At 54.8% G+C, this 16,556-nt stretch carries 14 protein-coding genes; 11 read left to right on the forward strand and 3 right to left on the reverse strand.

The features are described from left to right. The first annotated feature begins 3 nt into the window (after nucleotides 1–3). The 11 genes from cheY (at nucleotide 4) to INT33_RS06860 (ending at nucleotide 12,108) form a co-directional block, all read left to right on the forward strand. Nucleotides 4–393 (forward strand): chemotaxis response regulator CheY, encoded by a 390-nt coding sequence (gene cheY / locus INT33_RS06810; protein ID WP_018917783.1) that lies wholly within the window; start codon nucleotides 4–6, stop codon nucleotides 391–393. A gap of 42 nt (nucleotides 394–435) precedes the next feature. Continuing rightward, nucleotides 436–1,131, forward strand: a complete 696-nt coding sequence (gene cheZ / locus INT33_RS06815) for a protein phosphatase CheZ (RefSeq protein WP_192536452.1) — start codon at nucleotides 436–438, stop codon at nucleotides 1,129–1,131. Between the two features lie 117 nt (nucleotides 1,132–1,248). Then, nucleotides 1,249–2,415, forward strand: a complete 1,167-nt coding sequence (gene flhB, locus INT33_RS06820) for a flagellar biosynthesis protein FlhB (RefSeq protein ID WP_192536453.1) — start codon at nucleotides 1,249–1,251, stop codon at nucleotides 2,413–2,415. Then, on the forward strand, nucleotides 2,412–4,493 hold the full coding sequence (flhA, locus tag INT33_RS06825) for a flagellar biosynthesis protein FlhA (RefSeq protein WP_192536454.1): 2,082 nt from the start codon (nucleotides 2,412–2,414) through the stop codon (nucleotides 4,491–4,493). The genes flhB and flhA overlap by 4 nt, the downstream gene beginning before the upstream one ends. A gap of 54 nt (nucleotides 4,494–4,547) precedes the next feature. Continuing rightward, the gene (flhF, locus tag INT33_RS06830; RefSeq protein WP_193091484.1) at nucleotides 4,548–6,713 is read left to right on the forward strand and encodes a flagellar biosynthesis protein FlhF; all 2,166 of its coding nucleotides are present in this window, start codon (nucleotides 4,548–4,550) and stop codon (nucleotides 6,711–6,713) included. Next, nucleotides 6,710–7,351 (forward strand): hypothetical protein, encoded by a 642-nt coding sequence (locus tag INT33_RS06835; protein WP_193091485.1) that lies wholly within the window; start codon nucleotides 6,710–6,712, stop codon nucleotides 7,349–7,351. Before flhF ends, INT33_RS06835 begins: the two co-directional genes overlap by 4 nt. A 65-nt stretch (nucleotides 7,352–7,416) precedes the next feature. After that, nucleotides 7,417–7,821 (forward strand): flagellar protein FlhE, encoded by a 405-nt coding sequence (locus INT33_RS06840; RefSeq protein WP_192536457.1) that lies wholly within the window; start codon nucleotides 7,417–7,419, stop codon nucleotides 7,819–7,821. A 26-nt stretch (nucleotides 7,822–7,847) separates the two neighbouring features. Then, entirely contained in the window at nucleotides 7,848–8,549 is a 702-nt protein-coding gene (locus tag INT33_RS06845) for an RNA polymerase sigma factor FliA (RefSeq protein WP_192536458.1), read from the forward strand. 39 nt (nucleotides 8,550–8,588) lie between these two features. Then, nucleotides 8,589–9,407, forward strand: coding sequence for a motility protein A (locus tag INT33_RS06850; protein ID WP_192536459.1), 819 nt, complete (start codon nucleotides 8,589–8,591; stop codon nucleotides 9,405–9,407). Nucleotides 9,408–9,411: 4 nt separating this feature from the next. Further along, nucleotides 9,412–10,080, forward strand: a complete 669-nt coding sequence (locus INT33_RS06855; protein ID WP_192536460.1) for an OmpA/MotB family protein — start codon at nucleotides 9,412–9,414, stop codon at nucleotides 10,078–10,080. A 24-nt stretch (nucleotides 10,081–10,104) separates the two neighbouring features. After that, a complete protein-coding gene (locus tag INT33_RS06860) occupies nucleotides 10,105–12,108 on the forward strand; it encodes a sensor domain-containing diguanylate cyclase (RefSeq protein ID WP_193091486.1) in 2,004 nt (667 codons plus the stop codon). Nucleotides 12,109–12,142: 34 nt separating this feature from the next. Here the strand turns inward: INT33_RS06860 and INT33_RS06865 are convergent, their stop codons facing one another. The 3 genes from INT33_RS06865 to uvrA all read right to left on the reverse strand — a co-directional run bounded on the left by INT33_RS06865 (nucleotide 12,143) and on the right by uvrA (nucleotide 16,542). Then, nucleotides 12,143–12,682 carry a hypothetical protein gene (locus INT33_RS06865; protein WP_192536462.1) on the reverse strand — a complete coding sequence of 180 codons (540 nt, stop codon included), beginning with the start codon at nucleotides 12,680–12,682 and terminating at the stop codon, nucleotides 12,143–12,145. Nucleotides 12,683–12,773: 91 nt separating this feature from the next. Then, nucleotides 12,774–13,517, reverse strand: a complete 744-nt coding sequence (locus INT33_RS06870; RefSeq protein WP_193091487.1) for a Crp/Fnr family transcriptional regulator — start codon at nucleotides 13,515–13,517, stop codon at nucleotides 12,774–12,776. Between the two features lie 181 nt (nucleotides 13,518–13,698). Further along, complete coding sequence (uvrA, locus tag INT33_RS06875; RefSeq protein ID WP_193091488.1) at nucleotides 13,699–16,542, reverse strand: excinuclease ABC subunit UvrA; 2,844 nt, start codon at nucleotides 16,540–16,542, stop codon at nucleotides 13,699–13,701. Between the last annotated feature and the right edge of the window lie 14 nt (nucleotides 16,543–16,556).

Genomic DNA, 16,556 nt, shown 5'->3' on the forward strand with positions numbered 1-16,556 from the left:
ATAATGGCCGATAAAAACATGAGTTTTCTGGTGATCGACGACTTTCCTACGATGCGTCGGATTGTACGTAGCCTGCTTAAAGAGCTGGGCTTTACCAACGTTGATGAAGCCGAAGATGGCCAAGACGCGCTAAATAAACTGCGCGCAGGCAATTTTGAATTTGTCGTTTCCGACTGGAACATGCCTAACCTGGACGGTCTGGAAATGCTCAAGGAGATCCGTCAGGATGAAGCCTTGAAACATTTGCCGGTGTTGATGGTGACGGCAGAAGCCAAGAAAGAAAATATTATTGCGGCCGCACAGGCGGGTGCCAACGGCTATGTCGTCAAGCCGTTTACCGCCGCTACCCTCGAAGAAAAGCTGAATAAAATCTTCGACAAAATGGGTAAATAAAGCGATTGGGCCGAAGGGCCTGGTTCGCGAGGAGACAATGTAATGAGTCAGAATGAGCAGATCGGCTCTGCCCAGCTGTCCGAGGAAGGCGCTGAAGAATTAATTCATCGCATCGGTAAGCTGACCCGCATGTTGCGCGATAATATGCGCGAACTGGGTTTGGATAAAGAGATCGAAAAAGCAGCTGAAGCCATTCCAGACGCCCGCGATCGGTTGCACTATGTTGCCACCATGACCGAGCAGGCGGCTGATCGTGCGTTAAACGCCATTGATCGCGCGCAGCCGCTTCAGGACGAGCTTGCCGAGCGAGCTGAAGTACTTGATAAGCAATGGGCCGACTGGTTTGAGGCACCCAAAGAGCTAGCGGATGCCAAGACGCTCGTAAAGGAAACACGCACCTACCTAAGCGATGTGCCGACAATTACGGCCGCCACGAACAAAGAGCTTCTCGAAATCATGATGGCCCAGGACTTTCAGGACCTGACCGGCCAGGTGATCAAGAAGATGATGGACGTGATCCGTGAGATCGAACATCAACTGGTACAAGTGCTGATCGACAACGTGCCCGGTGCGCAGGCCCGCGAGTCGATGCAACGTAAAGCGGAAGATCAGTGGAAGAGCGAGTCTGCACGACGTAAAGAAGAGCTGTTGAACGGCCCGCAAATCAAGGAAAATGCGCCTGATATCGTGACAGACCAGGATCAAGTGGACGACTTATTGGACGAATTGGGCTTTTAATGCGGTGTTATTAGGGCATTGTAAAAAGCCGTATCTGGCAAAATAGGCGTTTTGTTCAGCCGTCCCCTGGGGCGGCTGAATTTATGGTGAGCCGCGCACGACGAGCCGGATGGCAGCATGGCAGATAACGATAGCGATCAGGAAAAGACCGAAGAGGCTACGCCCAGGCGGATGGAAAAGGCGCGCGAAGAGGGGCAGGTGCCTCGTTCTCGCGAGCTAACCACGTTTTTGCTTTTGCTAGGCGGCGTCATTGGCTTATGGAGCATGGGAATGATGCTCTATGACCAATTAGGCATGGTTATGGAGCAGGCATTGCTCTTTGACCGCCGGCAAGCCATGGAAGAGATGCCGATGCTGGTCAATGCGCTGGACCTGGGGCAGCGCACGCTGTTTACCATGATACCGCTATTTTTACTGCTCACCGTGATTGCGTTGGTTGCGCCTGCCCTGCTAGGCGGCTGGCTGGTTTCAGCGAAGTCCATGCAGCCCAAGCTTTCCAAATTGAATCCTGTTGCAGGGGTTAAGCGCATCTTCTCAACCCAGGCGCTTATTGAGCTGGCCAAAGCGATAGCCAAATCAGTACTGATCGGCAGTGTGGTTTCGGCTTTTTTATACTTCAATATCGGCAAGTTTTTAGCATTGATGGACCAGCCTGTGCAGCAGGCGTTGGCCAGCGCGCTTAATATGGCGGCCCAAGCCGCCGGACTGATGGTGCTGTCGCTGATCGTGGTGATTCTGATGGATGTTCCTTTTCAGCTGTGGAGCAACGCCAAAAAACTCCGCATGAGCAAGGAAGAGGTGAAGCGCGAGCATAAGGAGTCAGAAGGCGACCCTCATGTGAAAGGGCGCATTCGTCAGCAGCAGCAGGCGATGGCGCGGGGCAGGATGATGAGCAAAGTTCCTGAAGCCGATGTGATTATTACCAACCCCACTCATTATGCCGTTGCCTTGAGGTATCAGGAGGGCAGCATGGGTGCGCCGCGATTAGTCGCCAAAGGGGCGGATGCCGTTGCCGCAAAAATACGTGAGCTGGGTGCCGAGGCTGGCGTCCCTCGCCTTGAGGCTGCGCCGTTGGCGCGAGCCCTTTACCACCACGTGGATTTAGAGGCAGAAGTGCCGGCTGAACTATATACCGCGGTGGCCGAAGTGATGGCCTGGGCGTACCGCCTGAAGCATGTTGCACAACAAGGAGGCGAGGTGCCCCCAACCCCCGATAACCTGCCGGTACCCCCGGAAATGCAAACCCCCGGTGGTCGTGCCGGTGGCAATGAGGCGCAGTCATGAAAGGTTTGAACCAGCTGGTCACCCACCGCGATTGGATGGGCGATGTACGCATGAAGCTGCTCGCCGGGCCGCTGCTGATTCTAATGATTTTGGGCATGATGATCCTGCCCTTGCCGCCGTTTGCGCTGGATCTACTGTTCACCTTTAACATTGCCCTAGCCATCATGGTGCTGCTGGTCAGCATGTTTGCACAAAAGCCTCTGGATTTTGCCGCCTTCCCGGCGGTTTTGCTGTTTACCACGCTATTGCGCCTGTCGCTTAACGTCGCCTCAACCCGCGTTGTCCTGATGGAAGGGCACGCGGGCGGTGCGTCGGCTGGTAAGGTCATTGAAGCGTTTGGTACTTTTTTGGTGGGCGGCAATTTTGCCGTAGGTCTGGTGGTCTTCTTAATCTTGGTGATTATTAACTTCATGGTAATCACCAAAGGCGCCGGGCGGATCGCCGAAGTGGGCGCACGCTTTATGCTTGATGCCATGCCCGGTAAGCAGATGGCCATCGACGCTGATTTAAATGCGGGACTGATTGGCGAAGACGATGCCAAAAAGCGGCGTGCCGAAGTTGCTCAGGAAGCCGATTTTTATGGCTCGATGGACGGTGCGAGCAAGTTTGTCCGCGGCGATGCCATGGCTGGTCTTGTGATCATGGTGGTAAATATTATCGGTGGTCTGCTGATCGGCATGCTGCAGCATGATATGAGTTTTGCAGACGCCGGGCGTACTTATACGCTGTTAACCATTGGTGATGGGCTTGTTGCGCAGATCCCGGCGCTGGTTATTTCAACGGCCGCCGGTGTGACGGTATCCCGCGTTAATACCGACCAGGACGTTGGTCAGCAGATGATCAGCCAGCTGTTTGTGAACCCTCAGGTCATGATCCTGGCCGCGATGGTCATGGGGCTATTAGGCTTAGTGCCGGGTATGCCCAATCTGGTCTTTTTGATCTTTACGGCGCTACTAAGCGGTTTAGCCTGGTTCTTGATTCGTAACAAGCAGAAAGCCCAGGTGCAGGAAGAAATTACCGCGGAGCCGCCTGCCCTGCAGGAGACCCCGGAAGCCAGTTGGGAAGATGTTCAACTGGTCGATACCTTGGGCCTGGAAGTAGGGCACCGCTTGATCCCGCTGGTAGATGCCCGCCAGAAAGGTGAGCTGTTAGGGCGTATTAAAAGCGTGCGTAAAAAGTTTGCCCAGGAAGTCGGCTTTCTGCCCCCTGTTGTGCATATTCGCGATAACCTGGAGCTTCCGCCCAATACCTATGTGCTCTCCATGAAAGGCGCCGAAATTGGCCGCGCTGAAGCGCAGCCAGGCAAATGGTTAGCGATCGACCCAGGCCAAGTGTCTGGAGAGCTGCAGGGAACGGCTACCCAAGATCCGGCCTTTGGCCTGCCGGCGGTATGGATAGACACTAACCAGCGTGAGCACGCTCAGGTTTATGGTTACACCGTGGTGGATGCAAGCACCGTGATTGCCACCCATTTAAACCATCTTTTGCACCGTCACTCACCTGAAATGCTGGGTCGCCAAGAGGTGCAGAAGCTGCTCGATAAACTAGGCGATGATCAGAAGTCACTGGTAGAAGAGGTCGTGCCCAAAGCGATTTCGCTCACCATCTTGCAGCGTATTTTGCAAAATCTGCTGGAAGAGGATGTCTCTATCCGTGATATGCGCACTATTTTGGATACCCTGGCCGAGTTTGCCGGACAGCAACAAGACCCCAACGAGCTTACCGCGCTTGTACGTATCGGATTAGGTCGCGCCATTACACAGCAATGGTTTGCCGGGCAGGAAACTCTCAATGTGATGGGACTTGATGCCCAGCTTGAGCAGGTGCTAATGCAAGCAATGAATGGAAATGGGGCAATGGAGCCGGGCCTTGCTGAAACCTTAATGACACAGGCGCAGCAAGCACTGGAGCGTCATGAGGGCAGTGGCGACGCGCCGGTGCTGGTCGTTCAGCACTCCCTGCGCGGCGTGCTATCGCGCTTTTTGCGTCGCCGCTTGCGTCACCTTGTCGTCATGTCTCAAGCTGAGATCCCCGATGACCGTACGTTGCGCGTGACCACGATAGTGGGGGGGCGCTAAGCATGACAGGCAGTAACCAGCGCATCGGTTTCTTGTACATACATAAGGTAAGGCATGAGCGTTAAGCGTTTTATTGGAGCAAACAGTCGTGATGTCATGCGCCAGGTACGTGAAACACTTGGCGATGATGCTCTTATTCTGGCCAACCGGCGAACCGACGATGGCATTGAAATTTTGGCAATGGCCGACGATGTCGTCGAGCCTGTTGAGACCACCGCTGCGCCGGTTGTTAGCCCGCTAGCACCGCTTGTCGAGGCGCAGGATCCACTTCAGGCCATGAGCGAGCGACTGCTGCGCGAAATGCAGGATATGCGCGCCCTGATAACCAGCCAGCAGGCGACCCGCCCCGTTGAGCCTTTACAGGCAGTGGGTACACAAGAGCGGCTATATCAGCTGCTGGACCGCGTGGGATTTAGCGCCGAGCTTAGCGATGAAGTACTCAAAGGCCTGCCTGAGTCACTGCAAGCACTTGACTCTAATAGTGATCAGCCGCTGATCTGGCTTCGTCAGCAACTGACCAGCAGGCTCAGTGTGCTGGATGAGGAAGCCAGCTTTTTCGACCAAACCGGTATTGTTGCCCTGGTCGGGCCTACCGGGGTGGGCAAAACCACGACCACGGCTAAGCTTGCCGCACGCTTTGTGATGCGTCATGGCACGCGCCCTGTGGCTTTGGTGACCACTGATAGTTTCCGTATTGGCGCCCATGAACAGTTAAGAATCTACGCTCGCCTGTTGGATACGCCCATGTATGCGCTAGATGCTGAGCAACCGGTTGATGATCTGCTGGGGCGTCTGCAGGGCAAGCAGTGGGTCATGATCGATACCGTCGGCATGAGCCAGCGTGATCAGCGCGTAATAGAGCAGATCGCCCATTTGCAAGGAGGCCAGTCTACCGTTCGTCTGGTGCTTCTGCTGAACGCGGCCAGCCAGCCAGAAACCCTTGAAGAGGTCGTGTTGCGTTATCGCCAGGCTGCGCGTGCGGCGGGGGCTGAGCTTAATGACTGCATTATCACCAAACAGGACGAAGCCGGCCGGCTGGCACCGGTATTAGATATCGTCATACGCCATGGGATGCGCGTGCTGTTCAGCTCGAATGGCCAGCAGGTGCCTGAAGATATGAGCGTGGCGCTGCCTGAGTCGCTGATTGATCAGGCTCTGGCAACGCAGGTGCCTATGAGCGCGCGCACGGCACGGCCAGCCGCTGTCAGTATGCCTCGCTGGTCGCGGGATGTGCTTGGCCAAGGTCGGCGGCTGTCATCGCTGCTCACGCGCTTGCGTCAGCGTATGTCGGGTTTCAACGCTCTTGAAGCCGTGTGGGATATTGGCGCGCTACCGGGGGAGTTACAAGATGCCCAGCTTGCCCGGCAGCTTACCCAGCCTTTACCTGCGAAAGGAGTGGTCTGGGCTGCACGGCGCAATGAACGTGGCTGCGATTGGGCCATGCCGGATATCGGCTTTAATGAGCAGAATGCCTGGCTTGCCTTGCCCTGGCTCCAGCACCGCCAGCCGGCGGGTTGGCAGGCGCGCCTGGAGACTTTAAAGGAAGCGGCTGGGGCGAGCACGCACATCTTGCCCGTCTTACCCGTACCGGAAACCGTGTGCTGGTTAAATGAGCAGCAACTGACCTGGATCAGCCTGGTTAGCTCGGCACAGCGGGTATACTTTCACGGCGAGCGCTATGCGCTGCGCTTACTGTTTAATGAAAGCACGCTCAGCCATCATGTTGGTGTGCGCTTTCGCGGCCAGTACATGCAGCTATGGACCGCCTATGCAGAAGTACACAATGAGGCTGGCAACGTATTGCTGGCATGGTATGGCGAGATCCGTGACCCCGAAAGCGCCAAGGTGGTTACCCGGCGTTACTGGCTCACGCCAGCCCACTTAGGTAGCGAGATCTTATCGCTGCTGCTGATACAGCTACAGGGGGAAGGGCTTGCGGCGCTCACGAAGCGGGCTTGGCAGCAGTTGAAAGAGGCCGATAGCGGAGATCTGAACCCCGAAGTGCGCTTATTAATGGCCAGCGGCATGGCAGCGGTGGTCGGTCACCTAGATAGCGCTGAGGATGACGCGGCTTCGACCTTGCGCACCGACCTGTTGAGTTTGCTGGGCGCGCGCCGCAAACGGCGCGATACGGCCATGTTGGACGCGTTGGTATATGCCTTTATGGCACGTGACGCTATTCGCCAACTGGGCGGTATTAGCCAAGAGGTGAGCATATGAGCCAGGATCAGGCGGCGGGTTTACGCCAATGGGCAGATACCCAGCGCTTGAAACAGACGCAAGCGACCTCTGATGCTCTCTTAGAGACAGAGACAGAGACAGAGACAGAGACAGAGACAGAGACAGAGACAGAGACAGAGACAGAGACAGAGACAGAGACAGACGCGGGAAAGACCAGCGAGACTCATACGCAAAGCGTCCTCACGCCTTCGCACACAATGTTAGAGCCGCCTGAAGGTCCGCTGGTTAGGCCTAAAAAAACCTTATTTATTGTTGGTTTACCTGGCCGTGGGGCACCGTCGGCCAATCAGGTAAAGAGCCGCCTGGCGCAGTGGGCTGCCCTGGGACGCCACTGGGCGGGCGATCCTGATGACTGGGCTATTTGCGTGGTCAAGGCCGATGCGTCCGAACTGGCTCAGTTAAGCGCTAAGCACGCGCGCTGGGCACTATGGGTTAACAGTGAGGCTGATGCGTTTGCACAAATGTACCGCGCCTTACGCCTGGCACGTGAAAATGGTGGGCCGCGCCGCTTGTTGGCACTCCACGAGCCGTATTTGCCGCGCCAAGGGCTACTAAGTAACTTGCGCGAAGCCGCTGCGCATTATTTGGCGACCGATTTGTTATTGCTGGCACGCTGAAAGCGACATGCAGGCGCTTCTATGTAAGGCTTATGCCAAGCCGTCGATCTGAGGGAATGCTAAGTATGCTAAGCGGATGGTTAAAGGTAGTCTGTGTGGTAAGTGGCCTCTTGGGTATTATCGGCACGGCTGGGGCTGCGGGCAGTTGGAGTGCGTCGGTGCCCAGCGTGATGGTGGCAATGAGTGATCGTGAAAGCCGCAGTCAGCCAATAGTGCCACCCAATGGGGCACTTGCGCATGACGGTGTTCTTGACCGTATACACTGGCGGCTTGACGCGCCTCCAGGGGTACCCATTAATGCTTGGCTATGTCATCCAGAGCAGTGCGTTGCGCTGAGTGGCGGGCGCGGTACCATTACCCAACTGGCGGGCAGGCAAGCGGATGTTCCACTGCAGTTCCGCTTTGCCTTAATGCCAGGTCAGCGCCCTGTCCGCGTGCAAGGGCTGAATGTAATCGTGAACTACCAGTAAAAGTTGTATAGCCGCGAGGCAATAAGATGTACACAGCAAAAGGCAGAATCAAACAAGGTGAGCTGTTAGCGCAGTATATGCCACTGGTAAGACGTCACGCCTTAACGCTGCAGGTCAGGTTGCCCGCAAGCATTGAACTTGACGATCTTATCCAGGCAGGCACGGTAGGGCTTTTAGAAGCGCTAGGTCGTTTTGACGCCGCTCAAGGAGCCAGTTTTGCGACCTTTGCAAGCCAACGTATCCGTGGTGCGATGGTGGATGAGCTGCGCACTCGGGACTGGATGCCGCGCAGCGTAAGGAGGGCTGCTCGCGCAATGGATGACACGGTACGCCGGCTGGAGCAGCAATTGGGGCGCCCACCGGAAGAAAAAGAAATTGCGCTTGAACTTGATATGCCGCTCGATGAATATCAGCAGCTGCTTAACGACACCAATAGCGGCCAGTTACTGCCGTTTGAGGAACTTGTCGCTGATGGCGGCGAGCCAGCAAGCTTCGATGTCAGCAATTTACCGTTTGAAAAGCTGCTTGATGAGCAGCAGCGGCAAACGTTAATCGCCGCCATTGAGGCGCTCCCTGAGCGGGAAAAACTGCTGATGGCGCTTTATTACCAAGAAGAGCTGAATCTTAAAGAAGTGGGAGCCGTGCTCGGAGTGACGGAGTCACGTGTGTCGCAGCTGCATAGCCAGGCGATAAGCCGACTGCGGGCCCGCTTACACGATTCTGCTTGAACCGCTTCTATCTACACCATAACCGGCAAGGAACCGTTGATGAACCCGTCTACGCTGATAGGTATATTCGCCAGTATGCTACTGCTGGTGAGCGTTCTGTTTTTTACTGCAGAGTCTCCGGAAAGCTTTATCAACCTGCCCGGTTTAGCGATCGTGGTGACCGGCACGTTGGCAGCCACGTTTATCAGCTACCCGCTAAAGGAAGTGTTGCGTGTGGTGCGTCTGGTGGGCCTCGTCTTTCGGCGTGAAAACACCTATGCACGTGACGATATCAATGAACTGGTTGCTATGTCCCGGCTATGGTTTAAAGGCGATGTAAGGGCGGTGGAAAAAGAGCTGGTGCATACACGTAACCCATTTTTACGTACCGGCATTCAACTGGTGATTGCCAATACTAAAGAAGACGAAATTTTCGATATGCTGCGTTGGCGTATCGCCCGTTTAAAAGCCCGCGAGCATGCGGAAGCGCAAATTTTTCGCACCATGGCGACCTATGCGCCAGCGTTTGGCATGATCGGTACGCTCGTTGGGCTGGTGAATATGCTCGAAGTCATGGATGCAGGCGACCTGGATGTGATTGGCCCACGCATGGCGGTAGCGCTGCTAACGACGTTTTACGGTATTTTGCTGGCCAACCTGGTATTCAAGCCGATAGCTGTCAAGCTTGAACGGCGTACGGAAGAGCGTCTGATCACCATGAACATGGTATTGGAAGGCATTTCCCTGATTACTAAACGGCGCCTGCCTTCATTTATTGAAGAGACGCTGAATTCGTTTATTGCTAATTATAATGATGAAATTCGTGATGCCAGCATAAAGCCGCGACCGGATCCCTCAAGCGCGGCGGCGAAGGGCTAACACGATGCTGGATCGCGATACTCGTCATGCATTGGAAATGCCGGCAGGGCAGAGCGAAAGCGATGAGAGTTGGCTTACCAGCTACTTAGATGTACTGACCCTGCTGATTACGTTATTTGTACTGCTGCTGGCTCTGTCACCTCCGGGTGGCAGTGAGGCGGATGAGGGCGGAGGCATAGGCGCAAGCGTGGCTGAAGCGCTACCGCTAGCCACGCTTGCGACCGGAATCTACCCGCGGCATAGCGGTTTACAGCCACAGATGGTGGCCCTGGATATCCCAGGCGTTAGCGTATCGCAAGGCCAGGGCGGCGTTACGCTGCGCATTGATGACAACCTTTTGTTTCCCAGTGGTGAGGCAGTACTAACCGCTCAGGGACAAGATGTGATAGAAAGCGTTATAGAAGCGTTGGCAACCTTTGACGGCCAAATATCAGTTGAGGGGCACACTGACAACATTCCTATTGCGACTCCCCGATTCCCCTCCAACTGGGAGCTGTCTGCTGGACGCGCAATTGCTGTGATGCGTCATCTAGAGCGTCAGGGGGTGGCTATTTCTCGTATGCGGGCCGTTGGTTATGCTGACACCCAACCCATGGAGAGTAACGCAACGCCTGATGGACGAGCCGCTAACCGGCGCGTTGAACTATTGTTGCGTCATCAGTCAGAGGGGTAAATCAATTTACTGAAGGTCGGGTTTGTGTCTAAGCATCACCCTTTACTGCAGTCATTTGGTGCCTTACTGGTGCTTGATGCCGATAGTCGGCATATTCAAGCCACCAGCACTAACCTTGAAGCGCTGGTCGGTTTAAGCGCCTCTTCGCAGAAGATAACGCTAAATCAACTGTTGGGTAAGCGTATGGCTCAACGGGCTCGGCGTGAGCTACAGGGTCAGCAGCGGCTAGCGGCACCGCTAGTATTCAACCATGGATCGGATAAGCAGGCCCGTCTGCAGCTGCGTGCTTACCGAAGCGGTGAACACGTCATCATGGAGATTGAGCCGCTTGTCATTGTGGGGCAGCGACGCCTGCTAGGGGCGATCAATGAGCAATTTATTAAGCTCACAGAAGCGGCCAATCAAGACGAGTTGCTCACCTATTTGGTGAATGAAGTCCGCCAGCTAACGGGTTTCGAACGCGTGACTGTCTGTCATTTTGACCCTGACTGGCATGGCCATATTGTGGCCGAGGCTAAAGATACCCAGCTGCCGGCTTTAGTGGGGCAACGGATGGCGGCAAGTGACGTTCCACCAACGCTTCGACGTGCCTATGCACGCCATCCTGTACGCTTTATTGAAGATGCCAACGCGTCATTTGAACAACTTGTGCCTAACGACTTTCCGATCAATTTAGACGCGAGCGTACTTCGTGCGCCAGCCCCAGAGCGGCAGTGCTATATGGAGTCGCTAGGTGTGCGTTCCATGCTGTGCGTGGCTATGCAGCGTGACACAGGCCTTTGGGGACTGCTTTCCTGCTTTTCGACTACGCCGCATCCGGTACCGGCCTCGGTTCGGGATGCGGTACATATCTTGGTACAAATGGTGACCGAGCGGCTGGCACTGCTGCGCGCTCGTCAGGAAGCGCGCTATCTAAAGCGTGTCCAGGACAGCCTGATGCCTGCTACCAGCCCGCACCAAGAACCACAAAGCCCGCAGCAACTGCTGTTTAATCATGCTGATACGTGGATGACGATGTTCCGTGCCCACGGCATTGCGCTGTGGATTGCAGGGGCCGTCTATCAGGTTGGAAAGACGCCCACACCTGAGGCGATTAGCCAATTTGTGATTCGTTTAGGCAATGCCCATACGCATAGCGGGCCATGGTGTACTCGCCGCATCGCTAAAGAGCCGCTCACCAGTTCGCTTGCCATGCCAGAGCAGTCTGGGGTGCTTGCCGTACCGCTACCTATGAATCCGGCACAGCGCGCATGGCTATGCTTCTTTCGGCCCGAGCAGGTTGAGGCGCTCTACTGGTCCATGCAGCCGACCAGCCAAGTCACGCCGTCAATATGCAATTCGCCGCCAGCTGCCTGGTATGAGGAAATTATCGGTAGCAGTGACGCGTGGCAGCGCGTTGAACGCTTAGCGGCCGTGAAACTAGGCGAAGACTTAACACTTGCCATTTCGAGTTACGAAATCGGCATGTTGAATATGCATCTTGAAAATGAGCGCAAGGCGCTGGCAGCTGCCAATCAGCGCCTTGAGCAGCTTGCCCACTTTGATCCATTAACTCAGGTATGGAACCGCTACCGCATAGAGCAAGCGATCGATACAGAGCTTGTCGCGGCGAAACGCTATGGAGCAGGTTTCGCGCTACTGCTATTCGATGTCGATCACTTTAAAACGATCAATGATACCCACGGGCATAGCCTGGGAGACGACGTTTTAGTGGCCCTGGCACGGCTGGTGGAAAGCTCGCTGCGTGGCTGCGACTATTTTGGTCGTTGGGGTGGGGAAGAATTTGTAGTGCTCGCCACTCACTCTGATCTTCAGGCTGCGCTAGGTTTAGCCGAGCGTTTACGCACACTGCTCACAACGCTGCATGTCGAAGGGCTTAAGCAATTGGTCACTGTGAGTATCGGTATTGCTGTTTGGCAGTCTGGGGATAGCTGTAAAACGTTAATCGCCCGCGCCGATCAGGCTATGTATCGTGCAAAACGCGAAGGCCGAGATCGGGTTGAAATAGCCGACGGTGAAATCGCCTAACATGTTAAAAACACGCTGTTTTGGCTATCAATGTTCAGCGCGAAGCCTCGCAAAGTGTTTGCATGCGCTTAATAGCCTCGTTGGCTCCTTCAAGCTGGAACGTCATATACCAAGGCGCCTGTTCGCCTTGATCAAAGCCTAGAAACAGCTGTTCGCCTTGACGCATCTGAGTCATTAATGTCTGCATGTCACCAAGGTAGAAGTGCACATAAAAACCATCATCGCCGCGCTCAGTGATAAATTCTGCCATGGTGTCCACCACAGGATGTTCATCAATGCGTAGCCGTGTGGGGACTAGGTTGACGGTTTTACTCTCACCTTGCTGTTGCTCCAGCGTGACACGCATTTCAAGCCAGGGTAAATCGCACACATTTTGTGTCGCGTTCAGGCTGAGCGTGGCGTCTGAGTAGCTGTGTGTCTCAACCGCGCGAAAATGGCGTTCACTACCCAGCGTAAGCGCCATCGACTGCCAATGACCATGCGTTTGCGCATCCTGCACATTAAACGTTGCCGCGGATGCTAAAGACGCGAAAAACAGGCAGGCACTGGTCAGGGCAGTTGAGAAAGGTTTCATGATTAGTCGTCAACGTTAGGTAAGAAAAGCCTACAGGCAATGATGAGCGAAGCCTTCGCAAAACGGCTGCATACAGCTGCACGCAGCCGGGTTAGGCCGACATATCAAACAGGGGTCTAACGTCATCGTGAAGATAGCAGTCATCAAACTCACCGGCCTCAGCCAGCGCTTTCAAATCGGGGATCGTGAGATTGTGTCGGTCACGAAACACAAGGCCCTCCTCACTCAGCGAGCTGAACGTACGGCTCACATGGACAGGGCTTAAGCCTAGAATGTCGGCAAGCTGCTCTTGCGAAAGCGGAAGCCGAAACTGCCCATCAATATCGCTATTAGTCTGGCGTAGTCTTAGGTACATCTCATATAGGAAATGCGCCGTTTTTTGCCTTGCACTTCGTCGTGCAAGGGTTACTAAGCGCTCTGTGAGCAGTGCCTGATGACGACTGGCGATGGCAAACACCACCGAGGTGAGCGATATGGACTGGCGAAATATTTCAAGCAGACGCTTATGCGGAAAATGGCACACAACGCCATCGGTAATCATGCGCACATTTTCTAGCCGCTGAGAAAAAGCGAATTCGCGCAAACCGATAATGTCGCCGGGTAAAAAAACTTCCAGAATCTGTCGGTTGCCATTCTCAAGGTGGCGATAGGAGAACGCCCAGCCGCTTTTCAATGTGCAGAATTCGCTTGCTGGATCGCCCATTTCCCAGAGTAGTGAGCCTGCTTTGATATCGGTGGGACTTTCTTCCAGTGATATCAATAGCTCTTTTTCTTCCTTGTTTAAAGAGCAGTAATGGCTGAAGTGATGGAGGATGCAGCTTTGTTCTTGGCTCACAGGGGTTCTCCATGGATATTGCTTAACGACGTTTAGTAATATGACCAATAACTTAAGCAATACAATTGCATACTGGGTAGTCGGGCTGCCCTATCACAGGGGGGTTCCGGTTAAATTATTACACAAAAACGGCGTTAGGGTGGGTAAATACCCACCCCCGTTTTAGCCGTCGTTTTAACTACTATTTAGGCGTATTCTTGTTGCGCTCAAGTAGCGGCGATAAAAACCGCCCGGTATGTGAAACGCTCTGCTTGGCAATGTGCTCAGGAGTGCCCTCGGCGATAATCTGGCCACCCCCCGAGCCGCCTTCAGGACCTAGGTCTACGATCCAGTCGGCGGTCTTGATCACATCAAGATTGTGTTCAATCACCACAATGGTATTGCCATGATCACGCAGGCGGTGCAAAACGGTCAGCAGCTGGCGAATATCCTCGAAATGAAGACCGGTGGTAGGCTCATCCAAAATGTAGAGCGTCTTGCCGGTGTCGCGCTTGGCAAGCTCCCGGGCAAGCTTGACACGTTGAGCTTCGCCCCCTGAGAGGGTGGTTGCACTTTGGCCAAGTCGAATATACGAGAGCCCGACATCGAGCAAGGTCTGTAAGCGGCGAGCGATGGCCGGAACCGGACTGAAAAACTCAAGCGCGTCCTCGACCGTCATCTCTAGCACTTCGTGGATGGTTTTGCCTTTGTAGTGAATATCCAGGGTTTCGCGGTTATAGCGCTTGCCTTTACAAACGTCACACGGCACATAGATATCTGGCAGGAAGTGCATCTCGACCTTGATCATGCCTTCGCCCTGACAGGCCTCGCAGCGCCCGCCCTTGACGTTAAAGCTGAAGCGTCCCGGTTTGTAGCCGCGCGAGCGCGCCTCCTGGGTACCAGCAAACAGCTCACGGATAGGCGTAAAGATGCCGGTATAGGTCGCCGGGTTAGAGCGCGGCGTACGCCCAATCGGGCTTTGGTCAATATCGATGACTTTATCGAGCTGATCGAGCCCTTCAATTTTCTCGTAGGGCGCGGCCGTCAGCGTGGTCGCACGGTTAAGCTCCCGGGCCGCGATGGGCATTAGCGTGCCGTTGATCAGTGTCGATTTACCCGAGCCCGACACGCCGGTAATCGCAATAAACAGGCCCAGCGGCAGGCTGAGCGTCACGTTCTGCAGGTTGTTACCGGTTGCGCCGCGTAACACCAGCTGCTTTTCCGGGTTACCGGGGATACGATAAGGCGGAACGCTGATTTCGCGTGTGCCTGAAAGGTACTGACCGGTTAACGAGGCGGGGTTATCCATTACCTGCTGCGGCGTGCCTTGAGCCACAATTTCACCGCCGTGTACGCCCGCACCCGGGCCGATGTCCAGCACATGATCAGCCGCGCGGATGGCGTCCTCGTCATGCTCTACCACGATGACGGTATTACCCAAATCGCGCAGCCGCTCAAGGGTTTTTAACAGGCGGTCGTTGTCACGCTGGTGCAGGCCAATCGAAGGCTCGTCCAGAATGTACATGACCCCCACCAGGCCCGCGCCAATTTGGCTTGCCAAGCGAATTCGCTGGGCTTCGCCACCGGAAAGCGTATCGGCACTGCGCTCAAGGTTCAGGTAATCAAGCCCGACATTAACCAGAAACTCCAGGCGAGCATGGATTTCGTTAACGATCTTGTCGGCAATTTCGCCTTTGCGACCGGGCAGGCTTAACTTGGCAAAATAGCGCCACGCCTCACCGATTGGGATACAAACTACATCGGCGATATTACGGTCATCGACATACACATGGCGCGACTCTCTGCGTAAGCGCGTGCCATGACAGGTGGCGCAAGGCTGCATGGCAATGTACTTCGCCAGATCATCGCGCACCATGTTGGACTCGGTTTCCCGGTAGCGGCGCTGCATGTTAGGCAATACGCCTTCAAAAACATGCTCGCGCGTTACCTTACGTCCCCGGTCGCCAACATAGGCAAAGGGGATTTGCTCGTCGCCACTACCGTTAAGGATCACATCCCGCTCATGTCGAGCGAGATCTTTCCAGGGCGTTTCCAGCTCAAATTGGTAGTGTTTGGCAAGCGCCTGCAACTGGGTGAAATAATAAATATTGCGCCGATCCCAGCCTTTAATGACGCCTTCGGCTAACGAAAGCTCAGGGTGGCTAATCAGCTTTTCAGGATCAAAATACTGCTGTATACCCAGGCCATCGCAGGTAGGGCAGGCACCGGCTGGGTTATTAAACGAGAACATGCGCGGTTCAAGTTCGGCAAGTGAATAGCCACAGACCGGGCAGGCAAAGCGTGATGAGAACGCCAAATCTTCCTGCTCGCCATCCATAAAGTGGATCATGGCGGTGCCATCGGTGAGATTAACTGCCGTCTCAAACGATTCGGCAAGCCGCTGAGCAATATCGTCGCGCACTTTGAAACGGTCAACGACCACGCTAATGTCGTGCTTTTTGCGCTTGTCGAGCGGCGCAATATCGTCAAGCTCCAGCACTTGACCATCGATTAATGCGCGGACAAAGCCTTGCGCGCGAAGCTCGGCCAAAAGCTGTAAGTGTTCTCCCTTACGCCCTTTAACCACTGGGGCCAGTAACATCAGTTTAGTGCCTTCGGCCAGGTTCATTACCTGGTCGACCATCTGCGAAATGGTCTGAGCCTCAAGCTCTTCGCCGTGTTCGGGGCAGCGGGGGGTTCCAGCGCGTGCAAACAGCAGGCGCAGGTAGTCATAAATTTCGGTGATGGTACCCACGGTTGAGCGTGGGTTGTGGGAGGTAGATTTCTGCTCAATGGAAATGGCGGGCGATAACCCTTCGATGTGATCCACATCGGGCTTTTCCATCATTGACAGAAACTGGCGCGCATAGGTAGAGAGCGACTCTACGTAGCGCCGCTGTCCTTCGGCATAGAGCGTATCAAATGCCAGCGACGATTTACCTGAACCTGAAAGCCCAGTAATCACGATTAACTTGTCGCGGGGCAGTTCCACATCGATCTGCTTGAGGTTGTGGGTGCGTGCACCCCTGACCAGAATGCTGTCCATCAACACCTCGACTC

This window comes from Halomonas colorata (assembly GCF_014897985.1).
In the GTDB taxonomy this organism is placed as follows: Bacteria; Pseudomonadota; Gammaproteobacteria; order Pseudomonadales; family Halomonadaceae; genus Vreelandella; species Vreelandella colorata.